This window comes from Arthrobacter sp. TJ-240, from assembly GCF_058269195.1.
On record NZ_JBZCNG010000005.1, the window covers coordinates 45,804 to 66,662 of the forward strand.

Here is a 20,859-nt window from a genome sequence, read left to right on the forward strand (position 1 = left end):
GTCGGCATCCACGATTTGCCCCACCTTGGCTGCTCCATAGAAGCCAATAAAAGGGGCCACATCGATGGCAGGGTCGGCTGCGCACGCGTTGTCGAAGTCGATCAGACCCGGGGTACCGGATGTGGCCCGGAGGATGTTGTGGCATCGCCCCATCGTGCAAGGGCCGCGGTCTTGCGCCTAATGCGCTGCGCGCTGTCACGACCTTCGCGTGGACGATCCCGAGCTGAATCGCACGGAGCTCTACATCGAGCCCTGGAACATAGCTTCGATCAGGACGGCGGAGCGAGCAGGGTACCTCCGTGAGGGCCTGCTTAGGTCCTACCAAGAAGCTTCCGGTCAGCGCCGCGACATGCAGTTGTACTCCGCCGTGCGGGATTGAATCAGAGATGACACTCGGCGCTCAAGCACTGGCAGTGATCAGCCGGCGACATGCAGTGAAGATTCTGCACCGTTCGCTCGGCAGTCTGCTTCAACCGTCGGTTCGTGTGTTGAGCTCGAGGATGGTCTGTTTCTCATCCGCCGTGAGGTTTGAGAGAGCCAGGATCTCCTGCATGATGGTCGACTTTCCAGCCAGGTACCGGTGCATAGTCGTATCGGGTCTACTGGCCAGTTGGAGCTTCACGGCGCCGTAGCGGTTCCGCAGGTCAGGACGTGCTCGCAGCGCGTCTCGGACGGCGAGATGGTTTCGGACGTGCAGTGTGTTCGCCACGCACAGGTACACATTGCGGGACGGGTTCTCCTCCGGTGCCTCGAAGGCTTCGCGATCGGTCATGCCCAGGTCGCCGCAGGGCAGGTACCCGGCCCGCTCAAGCGCTTGGATAGCCGGCCGTAGATTGTCCCGTTGCACGATGATGTCGATGTCGAGGATGGGTTTGGCAGGCAGGCCCTGGACCGACGTCGAACCCACATGCTCGATGGCCTCGACGGGAATGTGGGCTAGTGCTGCTGCGAGATCCTTCGCGACTGCCCGGTACTGCTCAGCCCAATGAGGTGAGGGAGCAACGACAACGATGCCTGTCCTGTACCGGTCCGTCATCAGGCCAGAATAGCGATCGTCGGGCAGGTCCATAGAGAGGTCGATCTATGTCCGTTGAGAGGCGGTTCAGGGTGAGGCCGAGGATGTGCGCGGCTTCTGGGGAGGGAACGGACGTCGGGGTTAGCTACAGCTGATGCCCTGCAGCTCCGGCCACACAGGAATCATGCTGTCGCCGTTCGTGCCGCGTCTCAGGACGGCTCCGCCGCTGGCACTCCAGGACAAGGTGTATTCACACGTATCAAGCCACTCCAATCCAATACCATCAGCAGTACCGCGCCCAATGCGACACCGTCCGCGGCGGGATCGCACTTCGACACGCATCCCACCCACGCGTACCGGGAGCCGGCCACCTCGGATATGGCATCCGACCCTCAGCGCGCGGGCGCGGACTAGCAACGTGGGCAGTAGCTCGGGTCGTCGAACAGGCAGCCACCCTCGGCATGGATCGGGTACTGGCTATCTGCGAGGTAGACAACAGGGCTTCAGCGACAACCCTTGAGCGCCAAGGCGGCGTGCTCGATGAGACATCACGAGAGGGTGCTGTCCTGCGCTACTGGATCCAGACCACGCCACTGCTCGGATAGGTCAAGTCCCTGAACGATGCCCGGTTGAGGGTCTGCCGCCGGGCAGTAGTCCGGCCCAGTCTGCCGTCGGTGCGTTGTACGTTGTGCCTATGGTCGAACTGCGGACGCTCACCGATGACGACATCGAAGCGCACAACGCCGGCGAGGACAGTGACACGGTTCGCTGGTTGTCCGGTCAGGCAGGCACACATCAGTCCGCGCGCCGGCACTTCGCACTGCTTGCCAAGAACGCGAGCCTGAGGGCAGGCAAACGTGGCTTCGGGATTTGGCATGAGGGCCGGTTGGCTGGCTATATCGACTTCGACCCTGACTTGGATGATTTGCCCCGGGAAGGTGACATCAACGTCGCCTACGCTGTGCACCCGTGGGCTCGTCGACGAGGCATAGCGACGACCGCCGTACGTCTGATGTGCGCATATCTTGCAGCAGAAGGTGTTGGGTCCCGAGCTATCCTGCGAATCGAGCCCGTAAACGCAGCGTCAATCGGGGTAGCGGAACGCAGCGGGTTTCAACTCCTCACCGAAGCCACCTCGACGGCTGGCGTCCATTCAGGCACCTCACCTACTGGGTACGCGGTCTATGCACTCGATCTGGCACGCTGATGAATCGGCTTGCGGGCACATACAAGGCCTATCGGCTGACGGCCCGGGTGATGAGCCTATAGTTGCCCGATGATCCGGTTGCGCAGGTGGTCAGACCCCGATGCAGAGATGTTGCTCGAAGCGAACGCGACCGCAATGACGACCTTCATCGCTGGTCCGGAGTCCGCCGAGCAAGTAACGAAACGGCATGAGCAATATCTACGCCTGTGGAAGGAGGGTACTGCCAGGATGTTCGCGATCGTGGACGGTGATGACGCTGTTGGTGGTATCGGCTGGTGGCAGATCGATTGGAAAGGAGCGTCCGCTGTTGAGACCGGATGGTTTGTCCTTCCACGAGCCCAAGGGCGCGGTGTGGCAGGTGCGGCGGTCACTCTCATCGTTGACGATGCTGTCAGTTTCGCCCCGTCGGGGTCCAGCCTCCACGCCTTTCCGTCAGTTGAGAACGTTGCCTCCAACGCGCTGTGCTTTCGGTGTCATTTCGAATTGATGGGTAGTGATCAGTTCCCATTCAGGGGTCAGGATCTGCAGGTAAATGTCTGGAGACACGAGCTTGCAGCGAACTCTCCATGAACCCCACACGCAGTTAGGACTTCCTTGGCGGAGCTAGGATGCCTAGGGAAACGTGGCCCAACGGGTCCGACTTCCGCCGCTTATTGAAGATGCTGGCGCTGTCCTCCTGACTGCGACAAGCCAACCGGGCTCGCTGCTCCGGATCCCGACGGCCGGGTCGATGAACAGCCATGCCGGTAGGCCACCTTTATTCCATTCCGCGCAGATGTACGGCCAGGCCGAACGATGGCACGCATTCCTTCGGCGGCAACGAGGTCAAGGAAAGAAATCGCACGCACTTCCGAAGGCAGGTTCACGTGACCCCGGTGCAGGGTTGGGTGAAGAATCGATGGTGTCTGTTGTCCGAACCAGGCCACCCTTCACGGGCGGCGATCAGGAGTACACAGCATGAAGGCTTTGCAGTACCGCACCATCGGTGCGCCCCCTGAAGTGGTAGAGGTAGAAACCCCAGAGCCCGGCCCCGGCCAGGTCCGATTGAAGGTCACCGCCGCCGGCGTGTGCCACTCGGACGAATTCATCATGAGCCTGCCCGAAGACCAGTACGTCTACGGTCTGCCGCTGACGCTGGGACACGAAGGCGCCGGCATCGTCGACCGACTCGGGGACGGAGTCGTGGGCGTGGAACTGGGCGATACCGTCGCCGTGTACGGTCCCTGGGGGTGCGGTACCTGCTACGCGTGCTCGCAGGGGAAGGAGAATTACTGCCCGCACGCCGCCAGCCTCGGTATCGCACCACCCGGCCTCGGAGCCCCGGGCGCCATGGCCGAATACATGATCGTCGACAACGCCCGCCATCTGGTACCACTCGGGGAACTCGACCCCGTGACGAACGTATCGCTGACTGATGCCGGCCTTACCCCCTATCACGCGATCAAACCCTCACTACCGAAACTCGTCCCTGGTTCCGTCGCTGTCGTCATCGGCACAGGAGGACTCGGACACGTGGGCATCCAGATCCTGCGCGCACTGACCAACGCCACCGTCGTCGCTCTGGACGTGAACGAGGACAAACTGCAACTAGCCAAGGACGTCGGCGCCCATCACGTATTCCTGTCCGACAATGACGCCATAACCGAAGTGAGGAACCTGACGCACGGCCTCGGAGCGCAAGCCGTGTTCGACTTCGTAGGAATACAACCCACCATGACCATCGGTCAGGCGATGATTCGCGCCGAAGGAGACCAGGTCCTGGTAGGAGTCGGATCAGGGTCCCTACCGGTAGGAATGCTCGACAAACCCTATGAAGCCACCATCCGCAGCCCCTACTGGGGCTTCAGGTCAGAGCTGTTCGAGATCCTCGACCTCGCCCGCTCCGGCGCCGTCCACGTCGAAACCGAAGTCTTCACCCTCGATGATGCGCCCCGCGCCTACGAAAAACTGCACGCCGGGAATCTCCGCGGACGAGCCGTCATCGTCCCCTGACACCCCCGACTAAGGACCACAGGCAGAACCGGCCGCCGCAGGCCGGAACCCGATGCGGGATTCCCACCCGGCCACGCACCTTGTCGATTCCAAGATCAACCTGGATATCGTGGAGCGGCTGGGCACTGCCGGGAGAGCTGTCGATGCCGTGGCCCTCCTGCCATGCAGTGAGACGCGGAGGTGAACGTTGCGGTGTTCGGCGTTCGATTTCGATGTGGACTTTTACTGCTCCATCTTTGCCGTCCACAGATGGGTCGCACTCCGGAGAGGACCTGAGCAGAGTAGTGCCGCAGTGGTCAGCTCCTGTGGCGGACGAAGCGCAGCGTGACCAGCTGGAAGGGCCGTAGCACCAGCTTGACCACGGATCGCTCCTCAACAGTCACACCCGGGGCTCCCGTGGGGCGCTCCAGCAGGTCCGTGGCCACCGCGCCGGAGCACTGGAAGTGGGCCCTCAGGTGTCCGGTTGAGCGCTCCCCCAACGATTCGTAGAGCCGCACGATGACGTCGCCCGTGCCGTCTTCGGCCAGCTTCACTGCTTCTATGACGATTGCGGGGTTGGACACGGAAAGCAGGGGTTCCACGGGCCGTGCGCCGGAGATGAATCTCGGCTTCAGATTGGTGCGGTAGCCCTCTTCCACGGCGTCGGCGATCGCAGCGCCGGGCCTGATGGACAACTCAAGAGTGTGCTCACCTCGGTCTGCTTCCGGATCCGGGAACCGGGCAGAGCGCAGCAGTGAGGCGCGGACCGTCGTCGTGGTTCCACCATCGGCGCGGACCGCCCTGGTGACGTCATGCCCGTAACTGGAGGAGTTGCTCACTGCTACGCCGTAACCGGGTTCCGCGACGTGGATCCAACGGTGAGCGCAGATCTCGAACTTGGCTGCTTCCCAGGAGGTGTTGGTGTGCGTCGGCCGGAAGACGTGGCCGAATTGTGTTTCGGACGCTGAACGATCCGCCCTCACGTCCAGCTGGAAGGCGATCTTGAGCATTTTCTCGCGTTCCTGCCAGTCCACTGTGGTGGCGATCCCCAGCGACGCCGCACCGGGCTCGAGAGTCAGGCGTTGCGTGATGGTGGAGGCACCCACCGTGCGTCTGACCATCACGACGACGCCCGCTGGTGAGCGCTCGACGTCGACGGCATCCGCTTGGGTCAGTGGGGTGACGTTCCGGCGGTAGAACTCTTCGATGTCCCAGGCGTCCCATTCGTTGGGAGTGTCCCTGAAAAGCTCCAACAGGTTCCCGGCCTGCCCGGGGGCGACGGCGTCACGGCCGCTGGCGTGGTCCACGAGGGAGGTCAGCAGGCCGTCCGGGCTCAGGACCGCGCGGATGATGCCGTTGTCCAGCGCGTAGCCGCCGTCGTGCTCGTCCACCTGAACACAGGAATGGGGTTTCGTGGTCTCAGCAGCACCCAGCGCGGGCACGCCGTTGCGCTGATGCGGTGCAGCGTTCAGCAGGAACTCCTGACCGCCCTCGCCCACCAGGGCATGGGCGGCTTGGCCGATGATGTCCTCGAGATCCCGGGCTATGGCTTCATAGTTCCGTTCGGCGTCCTGGTGGACCCAGGCAATGGAACTGCCAGGCAGGATGTCATGGAATTGCTGCAGGAGGACCAGCCGCCAGAGCCGCTTGAGCTCGTCCGCGGGATACGCGTAGGCCCCGCCGATCCGGACCGCGGCAGTGGCGCACCACAGCTCGGCCTCGCGCAGGAGGTGTTCGCTGCGACGGTTGCCGCGCTTGGTCTTGGCCTGGCTGGTGTACGTTCCACGGTGCATTTCCAGGTACATCTCGCCCACCCACACCGGCAGGTTGGTGTACTCGGCCTCGGCCTTGGTGAAGAAGTCCTTGGCGGTGCCCATGCGGACCTTCGGGGAGCCTTCCAGATCCGCCGTGCGATGCGCTGCAGCAACCATTTCGCGCGTGGGGCCGCCACCGCCGTCCCCATAACCGAAGGGCACCAGTGACATGGTTCCCCGGCCGTGGTCGCGGTAGTTGCGCTCCGCGTGGGCCAGTTCGCGGCCATGCAACTCAGCGTTGTACGTGTCCACCGGCGGGAAGTGCGTAAACAGCCGGGTGCCGTCGATGCCCTCCCACGCAAAGGTATGGTGAGGCATCCGGTTGACCTTGTTCCAGGAAATCTTCTGGGTGAGGAACCAGCGCGAGCCGGCTTCCTTGACGATCTGCGGGATGGCCCCGGAGTAACCGAACGAATCCGGCAGCCAGGCTTCCTGGCACTCGATGTCGAACTCGTTCAGGAAGAAGCTCTTGCCTTCCACGAACTGGCGGGCCATGGCCTCGCCTCCTGGCATATTGGTGTCCGATTCCACCCACATGCCGCCCACTGGTACGAACTGGCCGGCCTCGACTTTTTCTCTGATGCGTACAAAGAGCTCGGGGAAGAACTCCTTCATCCACGCCATCTGCTGGGCCGAAGAACAGGAGAAAACGAAGTCCGGGTCTTCATCCATCAAGGCCACCACGTTGGAGAAAGTGCGGGCACACTTGCGGATGGTTTCACGGATGGGCCACAACCAGGCGGAGTCGATGTGCGCATGGCCGGTAGCCAGCAGTTCATGGGCCGACGCGTAGGCGGGACGGCTGAGGACCTGCGCCAGCTCTGCGCGGCCCGCAGCCGCGGTTCCCGCGACGTCGTCCGGGTCCATGGCGTCCAGCATGCGTTCAAGCGCGCGGAGGATCTCATGGCGCCGCGGCATCTCCATGGGAAGTTCGTGCATCAAGCCGCTGAGGGTCCAGATGTCCTGGTTGAGTTCCCACACGGTTTCGTTCAGTTCAGCGATGGCGATGCGGCCCAGACGGTACCGGGACTCATCGCCGGAGGTGGCCCTATCCCCCAGCGGTGTAGGGGCGAAGGACCAATCCGCTGCAATATTCGGGTTGGCTGCGGCCTCCACATAGAAGTCCACCGAATGCCCTCCGCCGAGGAGCTTCAGCGGAACGTGAAAGTTCCGTGGCGAGATTGCCTTGATGATGCTGCCATCCGAGCGCCACGCAGTACCTTCACACTGAAACCCTGGGCCGGTGCTGTTGAAGCCGAGATTCACGATGACCTCCACTGTGGTGGAGTCAGCCATGCCCCAGTCCTGCGGCACCTCGCCCTGCAGGCGCAACCACTTGGTGCTCCAGGCCTTGCCCCACGCAGCACCCGGCTCCTGCGACGTGAAGACCTGGCGTAGCGCATCCGCGGCGGGCACGGGTTCCCCTGGGGCATCCCAGCTGCTGAGCTGAAGCGGAAGCGCCCTGCCGTAAATGGCCGGAAGAATACGGTCCCGAACAAACCGACCGAGACGCTGCTCGGCATTCAGGCGGTCGTCGTGCATCTAGATCTCCTACCAGGATTCGGGTCGGCTAATCAGAATCGATGATGGGTACGAACCGCTGGGTGGCAGTGCTTCCCCTCACACGAGGAGCGCCAGCGAGCAGGTGGTTCATGATGGTTTGCACCATCGAGCTACTTTCGATTGAAGCGTGAAGAATATCCGTCGAAGCACGCGACGTTCCGCCCAAGCGTTCGAGCGGGCCTTGCCCGTGAAACCGTAGCTCCGGTGCAGAAACCCTTAGCGCGGAGGGGGCCGGCCCCGTCATGCCTGCAGGAATCTCAGATCCCCTCATTCTGTAGCTTTTCTGACGTCGAGCATAGAGGCCATCTTGTTGTTTTAGACCCTACTTCCCGGGGTCTCCGAGAGGCCTGCCGGGTGCTGGACAGAGAGGTTCGCCTGCAGTGGACTCCCCTCCAACACAGGGACGCGGCAAACGCCCTGGATTGTTTGCCGGCGGCCTCAGGTGAAGACGTGAAGGAAGCGGAAGAACACGGACGCTGCGACGGCGATCCAGGCCAGGACGATGATCGGTCCGACCCACGCCGCGAGCCAGCGGGTGAGGGCGGCGGGAGCGGGAATGATGCCGTGGACCATGTTCCGGACGGTGGTGAGGATGACCAGGGGGATCATCGCCGCCCACACGACCATGCAGTACAGGCAGAGGATGTAGATCTCGAACAGCGCCTGGCTCCACAGCCAGGTCGCGAACACCGCCCCGAGGGTCACGCCGATCTGCAGGCTAGTCCAGTACCAGCGGTCGAACCGGGCGCCGGCGAGCAGTGCCATGCCGGTGGTGATGATGATGGTGAAACCGACGAGCCCGATGAAGGGGTTGGGGAATCCGAAGAGTTCTGACTGCCAGGTCTCCATGACCTGCCCGCACGACACCCACGGGTTGATGTCGCAGCTGGTCACGTGATCCGGGTTCCGATAGAGCTCGAGCTTCTCCAGGATCAGGATGGCCGCGGCCACCCATCCGATGACACCGGTGGCGACGAGCATGATCCCGAACGGGACCCTGCGCGCGAACCCGGGCATGGCGGACACATCCTCCTGCCCGCTCCCCAGGGCTGCTCCCGGGGATGCTCCGGTGTCACTGCTGGAATGAGCCATGGTGTTCAGTCCTCGATGGCGGTTTCGACGAGGCTCCGAAATTCCTCGACCGTGGCGGGCTGGATCTTCCGTCCGTCGAGGAAGAACGTCGGGGTTCCCTCAACATCCAGTGCCCTACCGTCCGCCTTGTCGGCGTCCACACGCTCCATGGTCGCCGGGTCGGCGATTGCAGCGTCATAGGCTTCCATGTCCAGGCCCAGGTCCTCGGCGTAGCCGCGGAAGACCGGCGACCTGTCCTCGTTGGAGTGGCTCCACTCGGGCTGCGTCTCGAACATGCGGGCGTGCATCTCCTTGAACTTGCCCTGCTGCGCTGCGGCCTCGACGGCGGCGGCCGCGGTCTCCGAGTTCGGGTGCCCGGGCAGCGGGAAGTACCGGGAAACGACGGTCAGGTTCTGCCCGTATTCCTCGGAGAGGTCTTCCACGAGCGGGTACGCGGCGAGGCAGGACTCACATTCGAAGTCCAAGAACTCGACCAGCACGGCTTTCTCATCCGGTGCCTGCGACAGGCGGTGGCTGTCCTCGCGGACAACGTCGGCTGCGGAGCTGGTCGTGCCGGCGGCCTGCCTGTTGTCCTCGCCGAACGTGTTGAACAGGATGACCAGGCCGACGACGAGCGCTGCTGCGGCGAGCAAACCGATTGCAATCCGGTTCGGCAGGCTCAGGCCCTTCTTCGTGTCAGGGGTCGCGCTGGGAGCGGGGGCGGGGGTCGGCACGGTGGTGTCTCCTCGTCATGGAACTGCGTGGTCGTACTTGCTCCCCGCCCAGTGCGGGGAACCGTTGGTCGATCAGATGAAAACAGGTCGATCGGTTGTCGATCGGGTGCTCAGTCGTGTGTGCAGCAGGCGCAGGACGCGCCGACTGCCGTGCTGTGCGGGATGCTTGTCGTGGCGCTGGGCCCGGTGGGGCGGGACGTCAACGTGAGCGGCGCAACTCCCGCAGGGGCGCTCGATGGCGCCACAGCTGCACCTGTCATGGTGTCGGTGCTGCAGCAGGAGTCCGTGCCGCTGTCCGGGGTGCTCCCGCAGGTGTCAACGCTTCCGTCGGCATCGAGGTTTCCGAACGACGGCGCGCAGCAGGAGTCGCCCTTCCACGCTTCGCGGCCTTCCTTGATGGCAACGGCGGCGATGACCAGGGCGGCGACCGGGTCCGCCCAGGACCAGCCGAGGGTGCTGTTGAGCAGCAGACCGACGAGCAGGACCCCGGACAGGTAGGTGCAGAGCAGGGTCTGCTTCGAGTCCGCGACGGCCGAGCGGGAGCCGAGCTCCCGGCCGGCTCGGCGCTGGGCCCAGGACAGGAATGGCATGACCGCCAGGCTCACCGCGGCGAGGACGATCCCGACCAGTGAGTGCTGGGGTTCGGACGCACCGAGCAGGGTGCGGACGGCGTCGAAGGTCACGAACGCGGCGAGGCCGAAGAAGGAGAACGCGATCAGGCGCAGCGCTGTTCTCTCGCGGGCTTCCGGGTCGCGCCCGGCGAACTGCCAGGCCACGGCCGCCGCGGACAGCACCTCCACGATCGAGTCCAGCCCGAAACCAATCAGGGCACTCGAGGACGCGACCGTGCCGGCGCTGATCGCGACGACCGCTTCGATGGCGTTGTAGGTGATCGTCGCGGCGACGAAGAGCCGGATCCGCCGGGACAGGACCGCGCGCCGCTCGACCGTGGGCGCTGGGGGCGCTGAATGCACCGATATGGGTGAGGTGTGGGTGCTCATCAGCAGCAGACCTTTCCCTCGACGTGGTTCTCCCGGGTGGTGCAGCAGCACTCGGCCTCGCTGACGACCACGACGTCGAGCAGCACGGTCAAAGCATCACCGAGCCGCCGGTCCGCCAGCTCGTACCGGACCCGTCGCCCCTCAGGAACGGCGACGACCAGCCCACACCCGCGTAGGCAGGTCAGGTGGTTCGACAACCGCTGCTTACTCACGCCGGCCAGCTCGGCCAGCTCACCCGGGTACGACGGTGCGTCCCGTAGCGCCAGCAAAACCCGAGCACGGACTGGATCCGACAGGGCGTAGCCGAACCGGGCAAGCACCGAGTGATGAGTAAGAGTGCCCATCCCCCAATGGTACAGGTTTCCGTGTACTACCCGAGAAAGGGCGAGGCGTCGAGGTAGCCGCGTGCGATGCCGGTGCGTGTTCCTGGAGTCGGCGCCTGGAAGTGAGCGACAAACCGAACTCACCGGGTGCTTCAAGAAAGCCCTGCTTCCGGGGTGATCGGTGGTCGCGGTACGGTCGAAGACATGGGGACACTGACCACGCCTGACCTGAACCGCGGGCGATGGTTCGCGTGGACTCCGCTGTGGGTAGCCCTGTTACTGATCGCCGCGGTGTCCGGTTACGGATCGACGATCTACGACCAGCTACCCGAGGTCATCGCAACCCATTGGGGCCCCGATGGGGCCCCTGACGACTGGTCGCCCAAGTCGTTCACCAGCGTCTACCTGCCTTTGCTGATCGCCGTCGCCACGTGCGCTTTCATGGCTGGTGCGGCTGCACTCGTCCCGAGGATGACGCCGCCCAAGCCGGAGCAGAGCGAGTGGGAGACCTATCGTCGGGAGGGCGATCGACGCGTTCTTATCGTGATCCTCTCGACAGCCGCCCTGATGACGGTGCTGCTGGTCTCGGCCGCCACGCTTCAGGTGTGGGCTCAGGTTCAGTCATTCTCCGCATGGCCTGTCCTTTTGGGCATCCTCGCAGCGGTCATGATCGCCGTCCCGATGTCTCGAACCGTGTCGTCCGACATGAAGCAGCGAGCCTCGGCCGCCGGCGTCCGGCCGAGCAGTGACGAGGAGCTGGAAGACAGTCGTTGGCTCCCCGGGGGCATCCTCAACGACCCCGACGATCCGCAGATCCTGGTGCCGAAGCGGGAGGGAACCGGGTACGGCCTGACCATCAACGTCGGCCACTGGAAGGGGCGTGCAGTCGTCGTTGGGTTCCTCGCGGTCACCCTGGGGCTTCCTTTGGTTCTCATCCTCATCGTTTCCCAGTCGTCAGCATGAGCTGCCGCATGAGACGTCCACGAGCCGCAGGGAACTCGGATAGGACGACCTGCTGAAACCGGTAGTGCCCGAAGCCACATCATGTAACACTGCAACGTCATGCCGGAAACCTCGCCGACACTTCCCCTGACTAGGTTCGATACGTCGAAGCAACTCGTTGACCTATTAGGAGATCCTGTGCTGAGTCGTCGTGCTGTGCTTTCTACTGTTCCCGCCGTCCTGGCGGTGGCCGCAATGCCCCCTGGCGCGGCCATCGCCGCCGCGGGTCGTCGCCCGCTGAACGGCACGTCGCCGGCGACAGGAGTCGATCGCACGGTATGGCGCGAGTATGGACGCCCCCTGGTGACCGGTCACCACGGCGGGCCCTTGCGTGGAGAGACTATTGCGGTCAAAGACCTTTTCTCCCTTGCCGGGTACCGGGTCGGGGCCGGCAATGAGACCTGGCTGGCCCAAGCAGGGGTAGAGACATCCACGGCTCCGGCTGTTGCCCGGTTGCTGCGGGCCGGATCCGACGTGGCCGGCATCGCCCGCACCGACGAGTTCGCCTACAGCCTGGCCGGCACGAACGCCCACTACGGCACCCCGCCCAATCCGGCCGCTCCTGCCCGGATCCCCGGAGGCTCGACCTCGGGACCGGCCAGTGCCGTAGCACTCGGTCAGGCCACCATCGGCTTCGGCACCGACACCGGCGGCTCCATTCGCATCCCTTCCTCCTACCAGGGTCTCTACGGCATTCGTCCCACTCACGGGGCCGTGTCAGTCGAGGGATTGATTCCCCTGGCCCCATCCTTCGACACGGTCGGATGGATCACCCGCGATCCTGATACTCTCGCGGCAGTGGGCAAGGTCCTGCTGGGAAACATGCGCAAAGCTCGCCCCCCGCGCCGTGCCCTCTTCTCAGAACGGCTGCTGTCCGTGGCGACAGGGGAAGTCCAAGCTGCCGTGGCCGCGGCCATCGACCGGTGGGGCACCACCCGAGGCCTCCCCGAGGTGGTACCTATCGACTTCGACACCACCGTGCTGCCGCAGTGGGTGCGCTGGTTCCAGACCGTTCAGGGGTACGAGGCCTGGCAGGCCCACGGACCCTGGATCTCCCAGCACTGGGACACGCTGAACCCGGATGTGCGATCGCGCTTCGAAACCGCCTCCAGATACACCCTTGCTGACCGTGACGCCGCGGCCGTGGGACTGGTCGGAGCCCGACAGATGGTTGATCGGATGCTCGGTGACGATTTGCTGCTGCTGCCCTCCGCATCGTCGGTCGCCCCCACCCGCGACGAGGCCTCTCTCGGTGGGGCCGTCATCGAACAAGCTCGAGCGACTACGTTCCAGTTGACTGTTACCGCCGGACTTTCGGGCCGGTGCGCAATCAGCGTCCCTGTCCCCACCCCCGGGGCACCAGTCGGGCTCAGTATCGTCGGCCCCCGCCACAGCGACACCCCCCTCCTGCACCTGGCAACGCAGATCCAGCGCGCAGGAATCAGCCAGTAACTCGACGTCGGCCTGGCTGTGCACAGCTGTTATCGGCGGTGATGGGAAGAGGGACCCGATACGGCTAGGTGGAAGGCGGCATAGCGCCCATGTGTCGTCTTAGCCCCGGCCCGATGAAGTTCAGGCACCTACTCAACACGATGGTGAGTAGGTGCCCTGTTGTTGCGGGGACAGGATTTGAACCTGTGACCTCTGGGTTATGAGCCCAGCGAGCTACCGAACTGCTCCACCCCGCGGCGCAAGAACGACCTTACGCACAGCACGAGGAAGACACCAATCGAGGCCACCCCAGGACCGGGGCGTTCGAACTGATTCCTGCAGAGCCGCTCTCCTCCACCTATCCCAGCCGGGCAGCACCTGGCCCAGGGTTTCCTGTCAGTGGGATCACGACGGCAAGCGACCCACGAAGCTGCACGTGAGGATACAGGGGGAGGTGCGTGGCACGTTCTGGACGAGCCGGCGGCCGTCCGGTTCCTGCCCTCCGGCACACCGTTGGCGCTGCGCCGGCGGGGCAGCATCTGGCAGGTCATCGGCGAACCGCTCGCCTGGTCGAGCCCGACCTCGAGACCGGCCGGCCGACCGATTCGTTCCGCGCGCCGGACCGGCGGGAAGCCGGTGCTCACCGGATGGAGGCCTGCACCCCGTCATGGTTCGGGAGCGACCAGGCCCCGGCGCTCGAGTTCGTCCAGCACGCGCTCGAGGCCGTCGGACCAAGGCGACGCCCGGAGCCGACCGGCCGTTCCCTGCCGGCAGGGAGACTGGGCCCCGTGCTGCAGCAGGAGCAGGTCCGCGTCGGAGACGATGTGCAGATCGTCGGGCAGCCATCCGCTGCGGTGGGTCATCGCGTGTCCTCCCGGGTCGTGAGCCGTTGCTGGTTGGACGGACCAGGGAGAGCGGAATCATCGGCCGGACCCGGGACAATCCGCCGTCCCTGAGGCCGTCCCTGGCGTCGGCTGAGTCGCCCGTAGAGACCGTCAACCCGACCGTTAGCGCAAGAACCTCAACCTTTGGGCAGGATTGGCCCAGCGCATCCCTCCGGCGAAAACCCGCTGATAGCTTCGAAGCGACATCCTGACGCCCCGGCAGACCCTTGCCGGACACCAGCGGACAGCGATGCCACCGAAGCAGCTGGGGAGCTTGCTCATGTACTCACGCGACCGCGAAGAACTCATCGTCGCCAATCTGCCTCTGGTCGGATATCTCGTCTCCGCCCTGTGCGCCCGCGCCACACATCTCTCGAGGGACGACCTCGCGTCGGTGGGTGCGATCGCGCTCATCACCTCTGCGGACTCGTTCGACCCCACACTCGGCGTACCCTTCGGCGCCTACGCGCGGCGCCGCATCACCGGCGCGTTCGCCGACGAGCTGCGGTCCAACGACTGGGCCCCTCGATCCGTCCGGCGCCGTATCGGCGAGACCCTGGCGGCGCAGGACGCGCTGGCGGCATCGCTCGGGCGCACCCCGACCGTCGATGAGCTCTCCATGACGCTCGGTGTCAGCCGCCGCGAAGTACATGCGGCGCTCGACGACGCCGGCCGTTCGGTCCAGACGCTCGACGAGACCGTGCTGGACATCGTCCCCGCCGCGGAGCAGCTCCCCGAAGCCGCACTGCTCGCCGAGGAGCAGGTGCGCCACCTGCGGGCCGCTGTCACCAACCTCCCGGGGCGCATGCGCCACATCATCGAGCAGGTCTTCTTCGAGGGCAGGTCCGTCACCGAGGTCGCTGCGGAGCTCGGCACCACTCACTCGGCCGTGTCGCAGCAGAAGTCCGAGGCGTTGCGTCTGCTGCAGGACGGACTCGCGACCCACTACGCCGACGCCGCGGGCACCTCGTCCGTGCCGGTGTCCAGGATCTCGCCGAAGCGCCGCGCCGAGTACCTCTCGGCCCTCGGCGCTGCGCTGACGCCCCTCCACAAGACAGCCGCTTCACGCACATCAGCCAGGCCGGCGTTCGCGTCGGCGTCCTGAGCCGGCGTCCTGAGCCGGATTCCTGATCGGTGGTGCCTTGGCCGGTGCCGCCCCGACTGCCCGCGACGGACACGGGCGCTGCTGGTCCCCGGTGGCTGACACCGGAAGGGGCGGCACCCACGGGTGCCGCCCCCTGTCGTACCGTGCGGTCGGTCAGCCTTCGACGGCCGTGATCTCGTTGGGCGCGCCCGGAAGCTCGTCAGAGGACGTGATCCCGCCGGTGGCGATGTCGACGGCGTGGAGCTTCTTCGACGCCGGATCGGTGATGTAGGCGGTGCCTCCGACGACCTTGAGGGCGGGGTGCGGGTCCTGCCACTCGGCGGGGCCCTCCCACGGGTCGACCACAGGGAGCGAGGTGGTGATCTCCCCGGTCTCGGGGTCCATGCTGTGCAGGGCTCCGTCGGAGGCGAGGATGAGCACCTCGTCGTCCGGGCCGCGGGCCACGTCGCGGAAGGTGTACTCGACGCCCTCGGGGAGGTCGATCACCTTCATGGTCTTCGCCTCGGTGTCGATCAGCGTGAGCTGGTGCAGGAGGTAGCCCTCGAGGTCGGGATCGTCCTTGTAGTCCCCGGCGATGATGGGGCTGGTCTCGCTGACGTAGGCATTGCCCATCCGGCCGAACTCGTCCGGGGCGTCGATCTTGGTGATCTCTCCCCTGTCGTAGACGAGCGCGCCGTCGCTGCAGCCGAAGACGACTACCTCGTTCATCGCGGTCCCCTCGCCGTGGACGGAGGGGCACTGGTCGCTGGTGGCGATCTCGTTGCCGTCGGGGTCGATCACCTTGATGCCGGAGCGGCTCTCGGAGGTGCCGACGGTGGTGAGGAAGGTGCCGTCCTCGAGGACGATCGAGACACCGTGGTGGGCCTCGTCGCCGGGGATGACCTCGGTCGCCGGGAGGCTTTCGGGATCCTCGAGGAGATCGTCCGTGGTGTAGATGGTGGTGTCGCTCGTGCCGTCGGCGTAGAGGACGGTCTTGTCGCCGTGCTGGACCACGTGTCCGGCGGTGTCGGCCTCGAACACGAGGTCGGTGAGCTTCGGTTCCGCCTGCTGGGACCCGGAGGAGCCGGTCCACGTGCCGAGGTCCAGGACCTGGAACCCGGCGGGCACGGTGACCAGCGCGTGTCGCCCGTCTCCCGCGGGGTTGAGGCGGGTGAAGCCCTCGATGGGGAGGTCGCCGACGAGTTCCAGCGTGGTGCCGTCGACGACGACGATGCCGCCGTCGTAGGTCAGGGCGACGCGGGGAGTGGGTGACGCGGCTGCGGCCGAGGTGGTGGTTTCCGGTGCGGCCGATTCCTCCGACGCCGGTTCCGAGGAGGATCCGCACGCGGTCAGGAGCAGTGCGGACGTGGCGACGGTCGCGGCGAGGGACAGGTGCCGTGAGCGTTTGGTGAGCGGGATGACTGTCATGATCTTTCTTCCTGTGGTGTCGGATCTCAGGGTGAGAGCCCGGTGGAGATGCGCTCGGTGTTGATGCGCATCATGGCGAGGTACGTGTCAGCACCTTCGCCGGGGTTGGTGAGCGACTCGGTGAAGAGCTCGACGACGTCGACCTCGATGTCCGCGCCGTCCGCGAGGACCTGGACGAGCCGGTCCGGCTGGGAGGACTCGGCGAAGATGGTGCTCACCCTCGCCTCCTCGATGGCCGCGACGAGGTCGCGCAGGTCGGAAGCACTGGGCGAGGCGAGTGTGGTGCCGCCGGGGATCACAGCACCGATGACCCGGAAGTCGTAGCGTTCGGCGAGGTAGCCGAAGACGTGATGGTTGGTCACCAGGTTCCGCCGGTCCGCGGGGATCGTCGCGAAGGCTTCGGTCATGGCGCCATCGAGCTCTGTGAGCTCCGACTGGTAGGTCGCGACGGAGGCTTCGATGGCTTCGGCATCGATGCCATCGATGCCGAGAACCCGCTGCTCCAGTTCGTCGACGACGTCGACCATGAGTGCCGGATCGGTCCAGAAGTGCGGGTCCGGTGTACCCTCCGATTCACCACCGGATTCACCTCCGTATTCACCGTCGGTGTAGGCGAGGGGTTCGATGACCTCGCCGGCGACGAGAAGGGGGACATCGTCGGACCGGGCGCTGTCGATGTGCTGCTGCAGGCCCTCCTCGAGACCGAGACCGTTGGTGACGATCAGGTCGGCTTGCCGCATCATGGCGCCGTCCTGCGCGGAGATCTCGAAGGAGTGCGGATCGGCGTTGGGTTGCATGAGGACGCGGACCTCGGCCTCGTCCCCGACGACGTTCTGCACGACGTCGCCGAGGATGTTGGTGGTCACCACGATGACCGGTCGATCGCTTCCGGCCGCGGCGCAACCCGAGGCGCTGATGAGCGTCGTCGCAGCCAGCACCAGGGCCATCTGCCATTGTGTCCTGTTCATCGACCGACCTCTGCCAGATGCGCGGGGACGGTGTCCGTGTCGAACGTGCGGGCGATCCGGGCGTTGTCGGCGAAGTCGATCTCGAACAGCTGCTGCTCGGCGGGAGCGTTGAGGTACGCGCGGTGCTGGTCGGCGACCAGCTCGACCCCGGAAAGGAGCGCAGGGTCCTTCAGGGTCTCGGTCAGCAGGGGCTCCGTCACGGCGAGTGTCTCGCCGGTGTCGGCGGACAGGACGAGCACCCGCCCGTCATTGGCGAGGGCGACGACGTGCCCTTCCCTGTCGTCCACGGCGGAGACCTGCAGGAGTGGCACGTCGGTCCGGACGAGCTGCCAGGAACGCTCCCGGGTGTCGAGCAGCCAGACGCCCTGGTCGCCTGCGACCGCGGCGACGGTCGGCCGTCCTTCGCGGGCCCGGAACTCCGTCGCCCTCGCCGTATCGGTGCCGGCCGGGTAGGGGATCCGTTCGTACGTGACGTCCTCGCCGTCGAGGGTGGCGAGGAGGGCGCCGTCGTGGCACCCGATCACGGTGCCGACCGACGTGGTGATGGTGCCCCGGGCGTCGATGCAGTCGGCGGTCGCGCCCTCGATCGGTTCGCCGTCGGCGTCGTATGCCTGGACGGAGGCTGCCGTCCCCCCGGCGCCGGGTCGGGTCAGGAGTGTGACGTCCGAGAGCGGGACGAGGATTCCGGGGTGCGGCTCCGCGGAGAATTCGGTACGGACGCCGAGCTCCCCCTTCGCGAGTGCGTCGTTGTCGAGCACGGTGGCCTCACCGCTGTCGGGGAAGTAGACGCCGGTGGCGGAGGAGCCGGACGTGACGACGGCTTCACCCAGTCCTTCCACCGTGCCGACGGTTCTGGATTCGCCGCGGTAGTAGTGGAAGTGGTCCTCGTGGTCCCATGTCCACATGCCGCTGTCGATGACCGTCATGGCTCCGCTCGTGGCGGACGATGCGAAGAGGTAGCGTCCGTCCGTGGAGGTGCTGCTGACGTCCTGGACCTCGCCGGCAGTGGTGGTCGTCTCCTTCGCCAGGTCGAGCAGATCGATCCGGCCCTGCGGGTCCAGGGTCATCAGGTGGAGCTGGGGCTCCGCGACTTCCGTGGAGTCCTCGAGCGTCCCGTGACCGTCCCCGATCGGCGCAGCGGTGGTGGTGCTGACCGGAGGATCCGTGACGCTGCCACTGGAGGATCCGGGCGAGGAGCAGGCCGCCAGAGTGAGGGCGAGCAAGGGAAGAGGGACAAGCAGGAGATTAGGCGTGCGCACGGAGGACTTTCTGTGAAGGAGGTGCCGGCGTCGAACCGGCGGAACGCTCACCAGAGTTGGTGGGGCTGGTGGAACTGCGGGGGCGGTGGCGGGTCAGGCCTCGGAGGATGCCCGAGAGGAAGGCGCACCCGATGGCCGCGAGGGCGATCGAGGCGCCCGCGGCCGTGCCGTAGTACCAGGAGGCGAGGAGTCCGAGGAGGACGGATACTGCACCGATCAGTGCCGCGAGGACCATGGTGCCCGGAACACGCGTGGTCCACGGAGCGGCGGCAACGGCCGGGCCGAGGAGCAGTCCGATGACGAGGAGAGCACCGACGGCCTGGTAGGACGCGACGACGGCGAGCGTGACGAGTCCGACGAGGAGCACCTGGGCGAGCCGTGGACGCAACCCCATGACCTGGGCGATCCTGCCGTCGAAGGCGAGGGCCACGAAAGCGCGGTGGAAGGCCACCGCGACGATCACGGTGACGAGCAGGGCACCGGCAAGCACCCGGATCTCGTCCGTCCCGATCGCCAGCACGTCGCCGAACAGGATCGCCGTCGCGTCGGTCGCGAAGCTCTTGGAGTGGGAGATGATGATGACCCCCGCGGCGAGCATGCCGACGAAGAACAGGCCGATGCTCGTGTCGTGGGACAGGCGTCCCCGCCGGGCCAGAAGGCTCACGCCGAGACTCATGACGAGGGCACTGGCCGCCGCCCCGAGGATCACCGGGACCCCGGCGAGGGTGGCGAGGGCGACGCCGGGCAGCATCCCGTGCGCCATTGCCTCGCCCAGGAAGGCCATCCCCCGGATCACGACCCACGTGCCGACGACGGCGCAGATCACCGCACAGAGCGAGCCTCCGAGGAGTGCTCGCAGCATGAAGTCGCTGGTGAATGGTTCGAGGAGGAAGGGCACGCCGCAACTCTAGACTTAAATGGGAATCATTCTCAACGTGCTAGTTTCGATCCATGTCCGTCCTTCGAAACTCGTCCTCCCGGCCCGCCGACCGACCGGCTCCAGCCGACGCAGGGCTGCTCGAGTTGACAGACGTGTGGTTCGACCACGACGGCGTCGATGCCCTACGCGGTGTCTCCCTGTCGATCCAGCCGGGTTCCGTCACGGTGATCGCAGGCCCCAACGGCTCGGGAAAATCGACGTTGCTGGGGGTTCTCGCCGGCCTGCTCGTGCCCCGTCATGGCACGGTGTCCCTACCGCTGCACAGGCGCCGCGCCCTCGTGGCACAGCGCAGCGAGGTCTCCGACCGCATGCCGCTGACGGTGCGCGACGTCGTGACGATGGGTCGGTGGGCCGACGCGGGCCTGATGCGCCGCCTGCGCGCCGACGACCGGCGGATCATCGGCGAGTGCATCGACCTCGTCGATCTGCGGGACCATCAGGACCGCTCGTTGAGCGCCCTTTCGGGCGGTCAGCGGCAACGTGCCCTGCTGGCTCAGGGGTTGGCGCGGCGCGCCGACCTCGTGCTGCTCGACGAACCCACGACCGGCCTCGATGCCGTCACCCGCGCCGTCGTCGCCGACGTCCTGCGCGCGGAGCGGGCCCGCGGAGCCACCGTCATCTGTGTGAGTCACGACGACGTCGCGCTCGCAGCAGCCGACCACGTCATCCGGCTCGACGCCGGGCGGACCGCACCTGTGGAGACCGACCTCCATCGACAGGCAGGCGTGTCAGATTGACTCCAAACCTTCACCCAGGGCCGCGATGAGCGACTGCGAGTAGCCGGCGGCACTGAGCGGGGCGATCACATCGCGGGTCAGGTCAGGAAGGTAACCGAGGAGCAGATCAGCCGGCGTGCCAGCGCTCGAGGGCGAAGTGCGGCCCGTGCAGCAGAGCGTGCAGGTGGACTGGTAGGGCTCCGGAAGCGTCGATGAACTCGGTCAGCACTGGGAAGAAGTCACCCGCCCAGCCCGGACCCATCAAGCCTTCAGGGTCACGGCTCACCAGCTCCCGGAGGGTGGTCCCAGCCAGCGGTCCCTCGATTACGGTGGAGTGGTTGCCGTCGACGTCGCTGACCTCCCAGGTGTCCCCGATCACCCAGTCGGGCAACCCCTCCTTGCCCAGGCGCTTGGCTACCGGAAGGCGCTGCGCACCGAGGCCCACAGC

At 65.8% G+C, this 20,859-nt stretch carries 20 protein-coding genes, 1 tRNA gene and 1 pseudogene; 8 read left to right on the plus strand and 14 right to left on the minus strand.

What is annotated here, in order from left to right:
* Positions 1-469: 469 nt before the first annotated feature.
* A complete protein-coding gene (locus tag AC4D2C_RS13105) occupies positions 470-1,069 on the minus strand; it encodes a GrpB family protein (protein WP_490915328.1) in 600 nt (199 codons plus the stop codon).
* A 218-nt stretch (positions 1,070-1,287) separates the two neighbouring features.
* On the opposite strand from AC4D2C_RS13105, the gene AC4D2C_RS13110 reads away from it, so the two are divergent.
* From AC4D2C_RS13110 to AC4D2C_RS13120, 3 genes are all read left to right on the plus strand, one after another.
* Complete coding sequence (locus AC4D2C_RS13110) at positions 1,288-1,620, plus strand: GNAT family N-acetyltransferase (protein ID WP_490915545.1); 333 nt, start codon at positions 1,288-1,290, stop codon at positions 1,618-1,620.
* An 89-nt stretch (positions 1,621-1,709) separates the two neighbouring features.
* The gene (locus tag AC4D2C_RS13115) at positions 1,710-2,222 is read left to right on the plus strand and encodes a GNAT family N-acetyltransferase (protein WP_490915329.1); all 513 of its coding nucleotides are present in this window, start codon (positions 1,710-1,712) and stop codon (positions 2,220-2,222) included.
* Positions 2,223-2,291: 69 nt separating this feature from the next.
* Positions 2,292-2,792 carry a GNAT family N-acetyltransferase gene (locus AC4D2C_RS13120; RefSeq protein WP_490915330.1) on the plus strand — a complete coding sequence of 167 codons (501 nt, stop codon included), beginning with the start codon at positions 2,292-2,294 and terminating at the stop codon, positions 2,790-2,792.
* Positions 2,793-2,900: 108 nt separating this feature from the next.
* On the opposite strand, the pseudogene AC4D2C_RS13125 reads toward AC4D2C_RS13120, so the two are convergent.
* A pseudogene (locus AC4D2C_RS13125) lies at positions 2,901-3,055 on the minus strand (beta-galactosidase); the annotation flags it as partial.
* Between the two features lie 124 nt (positions 3,056-3,179).
* Here AC4D2C_RS13125 and AC4D2C_RS13130 point away from each other — a divergent pair.
* Positions 3,180-4,214: an NAD(P)-dependent alcohol dehydrogenase gene (locus AC4D2C_RS13130; protein ID WP_490915331.1), complete on the plus strand. Its 1,035-nt coding sequence runs from the start codon at positions 3,180-3,182 to the stop codon at positions 4,212-4,214.
* Between the two features lie 296 nt (positions 4,215-4,510).
* On the opposite strand, the gene AC4D2C_RS13135 is transcribed toward AC4D2C_RS13130, so the two are convergent.
* The 5 genes from AC4D2C_RS13135 to AC4D2C_RS13155 form a co-directional block, all read right to left on the minus strand.
* Positions 4,511-7,549, minus strand: coding sequence for an alpha-mannosidase (locus AC4D2C_RS13135; RefSeq protein ID WP_490915332.1), 3,039 nt, complete (start codon positions 7,547-7,549; stop codon positions 4,511-4,513).
* A 459-nt stretch (positions 7,550-8,008) separates the two neighbouring features.
* The gene (locus AC4D2C_RS13140) at positions 8,009-8,662 is read right to left on the minus strand and encodes a vitamin K epoxide reductase family protein (protein ID WP_490915333.1); all 654 of its coding nucleotides are present in this window, start codon (positions 8,660-8,662) and stop codon (positions 8,009-8,011) included.
* A gap of 5 nt (positions 8,663-8,667) precedes the next feature.
* Positions 8,668-9,375, minus strand: coding sequence for a DsbA family protein (locus AC4D2C_RS13145; protein ID WP_490915334.1), 708 nt, complete (start codon positions 9,373-9,375; stop codon positions 8,668-8,670).
* A gap of 110 nt (positions 9,376-9,485) precedes the next feature.
* On the minus strand, positions 9,486-10,376 hold the full coding sequence (locus AC4D2C_RS13150) for a cation efflux transmembrane domain-containing protein (protein WP_490915335.1): 891 nt from the start codon (positions 10,374-10,376) through the stop codon (positions 9,486-9,488).
* Entirely contained in the window at positions 10,376-10,720 is a 345-nt protein-coding gene (locus tag AC4D2C_RS13155; protein WP_490915336.1) for an ArsR/SmtB family transcription factor, read from the minus strand. The genes AC4D2C_RS13150 and AC4D2C_RS13155 overlap by 1 nt, the downstream gene beginning before the upstream one ends.
* 183 nt (positions 10,721-10,903) lie before the next feature.
* Between AC4D2C_RS13155 and AC4D2C_RS13160 the strand changes: the two genes are divergently transcribed.
* Together AC4D2C_RS13160 and AC4D2C_RS13165 are read left to right on the plus strand one after the other, a co-directional pair.
* The gene (locus AC4D2C_RS13160) at positions 10,904-11,662 is read left to right on the plus strand and encodes a DUF1648 domain-containing protein (protein WP_490915337.1); all 759 of its coding nucleotides are present in this window, start codon (positions 10,904-10,906) and stop codon (positions 11,660-11,662) included.
* Between the two features lie 342 nt (positions 11,663-12,004).
* Positions 12,005-13,153 (plus strand): amidase family protein, encoded by a 1,149-nt coding sequence (locus tag AC4D2C_RS13165; RefSeq protein WP_490915338.1) that lies wholly within the window; start codon positions 12,005-12,007, stop codon positions 13,151-13,153.
* A gap of 162 nt (positions 13,154-13,315) precedes the next feature.
* Here the strand turns inward: AC4D2C_RS13165 and AC4D2C_RS13170 are convergent.
* Together AC4D2C_RS13170 and AC4D2C_RS13175 are read right to left on the minus strand one after the other, a co-directional pair.
* A tRNA-Met gene (locus AC4D2C_RS13170) sits at positions 13,316-13,389 on the minus strand.
* A gap of 408 nt (positions 13,390-13,797) precedes the next feature.
* Entirely contained in the window at positions 13,798-13,995 is a 198-nt protein-coding gene (locus AC4D2C_RS13175; protein WP_490915339.1) for a hypothetical protein, read from the minus strand.
* Between the two features lie 301 nt (positions 13,996-14,296).
* Between AC4D2C_RS13175 and AC4D2C_RS13180 the strand changes: the two genes are divergently transcribed.
* The gene (locus AC4D2C_RS13180) at positions 14,297-15,121 is read left to right on the plus strand and encodes a sigma-70 family RNA polymerase sigma factor (protein WP_490915340.1); all 825 of its coding nucleotides are present in this window, start codon (positions 14,297-14,299) and stop codon (positions 15,119-15,121) included.
* 153 nt (positions 15,122-15,274) lie between these two features.
* Here AC4D2C_RS13180 and aztD read toward each other — a convergent pair whose 3' ends face one another.
* Genes aztD through aztB form a run of 4 tightly spaced genes read right to left on the minus strand, consistent with a single transcriptional unit; the run spans position 15,275 to position 19,653 of the window.
* Positions 15,275-16,528, minus strand: a complete 1,254-nt coding sequence (gene aztD, locus AC4D2C_RS13185; RefSeq protein ID WP_490915341.1) for a zinc metallochaperone AztD — start codon at positions 16,526-16,528, stop codon at positions 15,275-15,277.
* A 26-nt stretch (positions 16,529-16,554) separates the two neighbouring features.
* The gene (aztC, locus tag AC4D2C_RS13190; RefSeq protein WP_490915342.1) at positions 16,555-17,496 is read right to left on the minus strand and encodes a zinc ABC transporter substrate-binding protein AztC; all 942 of its coding nucleotides are present in this window, start codon (positions 17,494-17,496) and stop codon (positions 16,555-16,557) included.
* Entirely contained in the window at positions 17,493-18,755 is a 1,263-nt protein-coding gene (locus AC4D2C_RS13195; RefSeq protein ID WP_490915343.1) for an ABC transporter, read from the minus strand. Before AC4D2C_RS13195 ends, aztC begins: the two co-directional genes overlap by 4 nt.
* On the minus strand, positions 18,742-19,653 hold the full coding sequence (gene aztB, locus AC4D2C_RS13200) for a zinc ABC transporter permease AztB (RefSeq protein WP_490915344.1): 912 nt from the start codon (positions 19,651-19,653) through the stop codon (positions 18,742-18,744). Before aztB ends, AC4D2C_RS13195 begins: the two co-directional genes overlap by 14 nt.
* 53 nt (positions 19,654-19,706) lie before the next feature.
* Here aztB and aztA point away from each other — a divergent pair, with 53 nt between their 5' ends.
* Positions 19,707-20,432, plus strand: a complete 726-nt coding sequence (gene aztA, locus AC4D2C_RS13205) for a zinc ABC transporter ATP-binding protein AztA (RefSeq protein WP_490915345.1) — start codon at positions 19,707-19,709, stop codon at positions 20,430-20,432.
* Positions 20,433-20,538: 106 nt separating this feature from the next.
* Here the strand turns inward: aztA and AC4D2C_RS13210 are convergent, their stop codons facing one another.
* Entirely contained in the window at positions 20,539-20,856 is a 318-nt protein-coding gene (locus AC4D2C_RS13210; protein ID WP_490915346.1) for a hypothetical protein, read from the minus strand.
* Between the last annotated feature and the right edge of the window lie 3 nt (positions 20,857-20,859).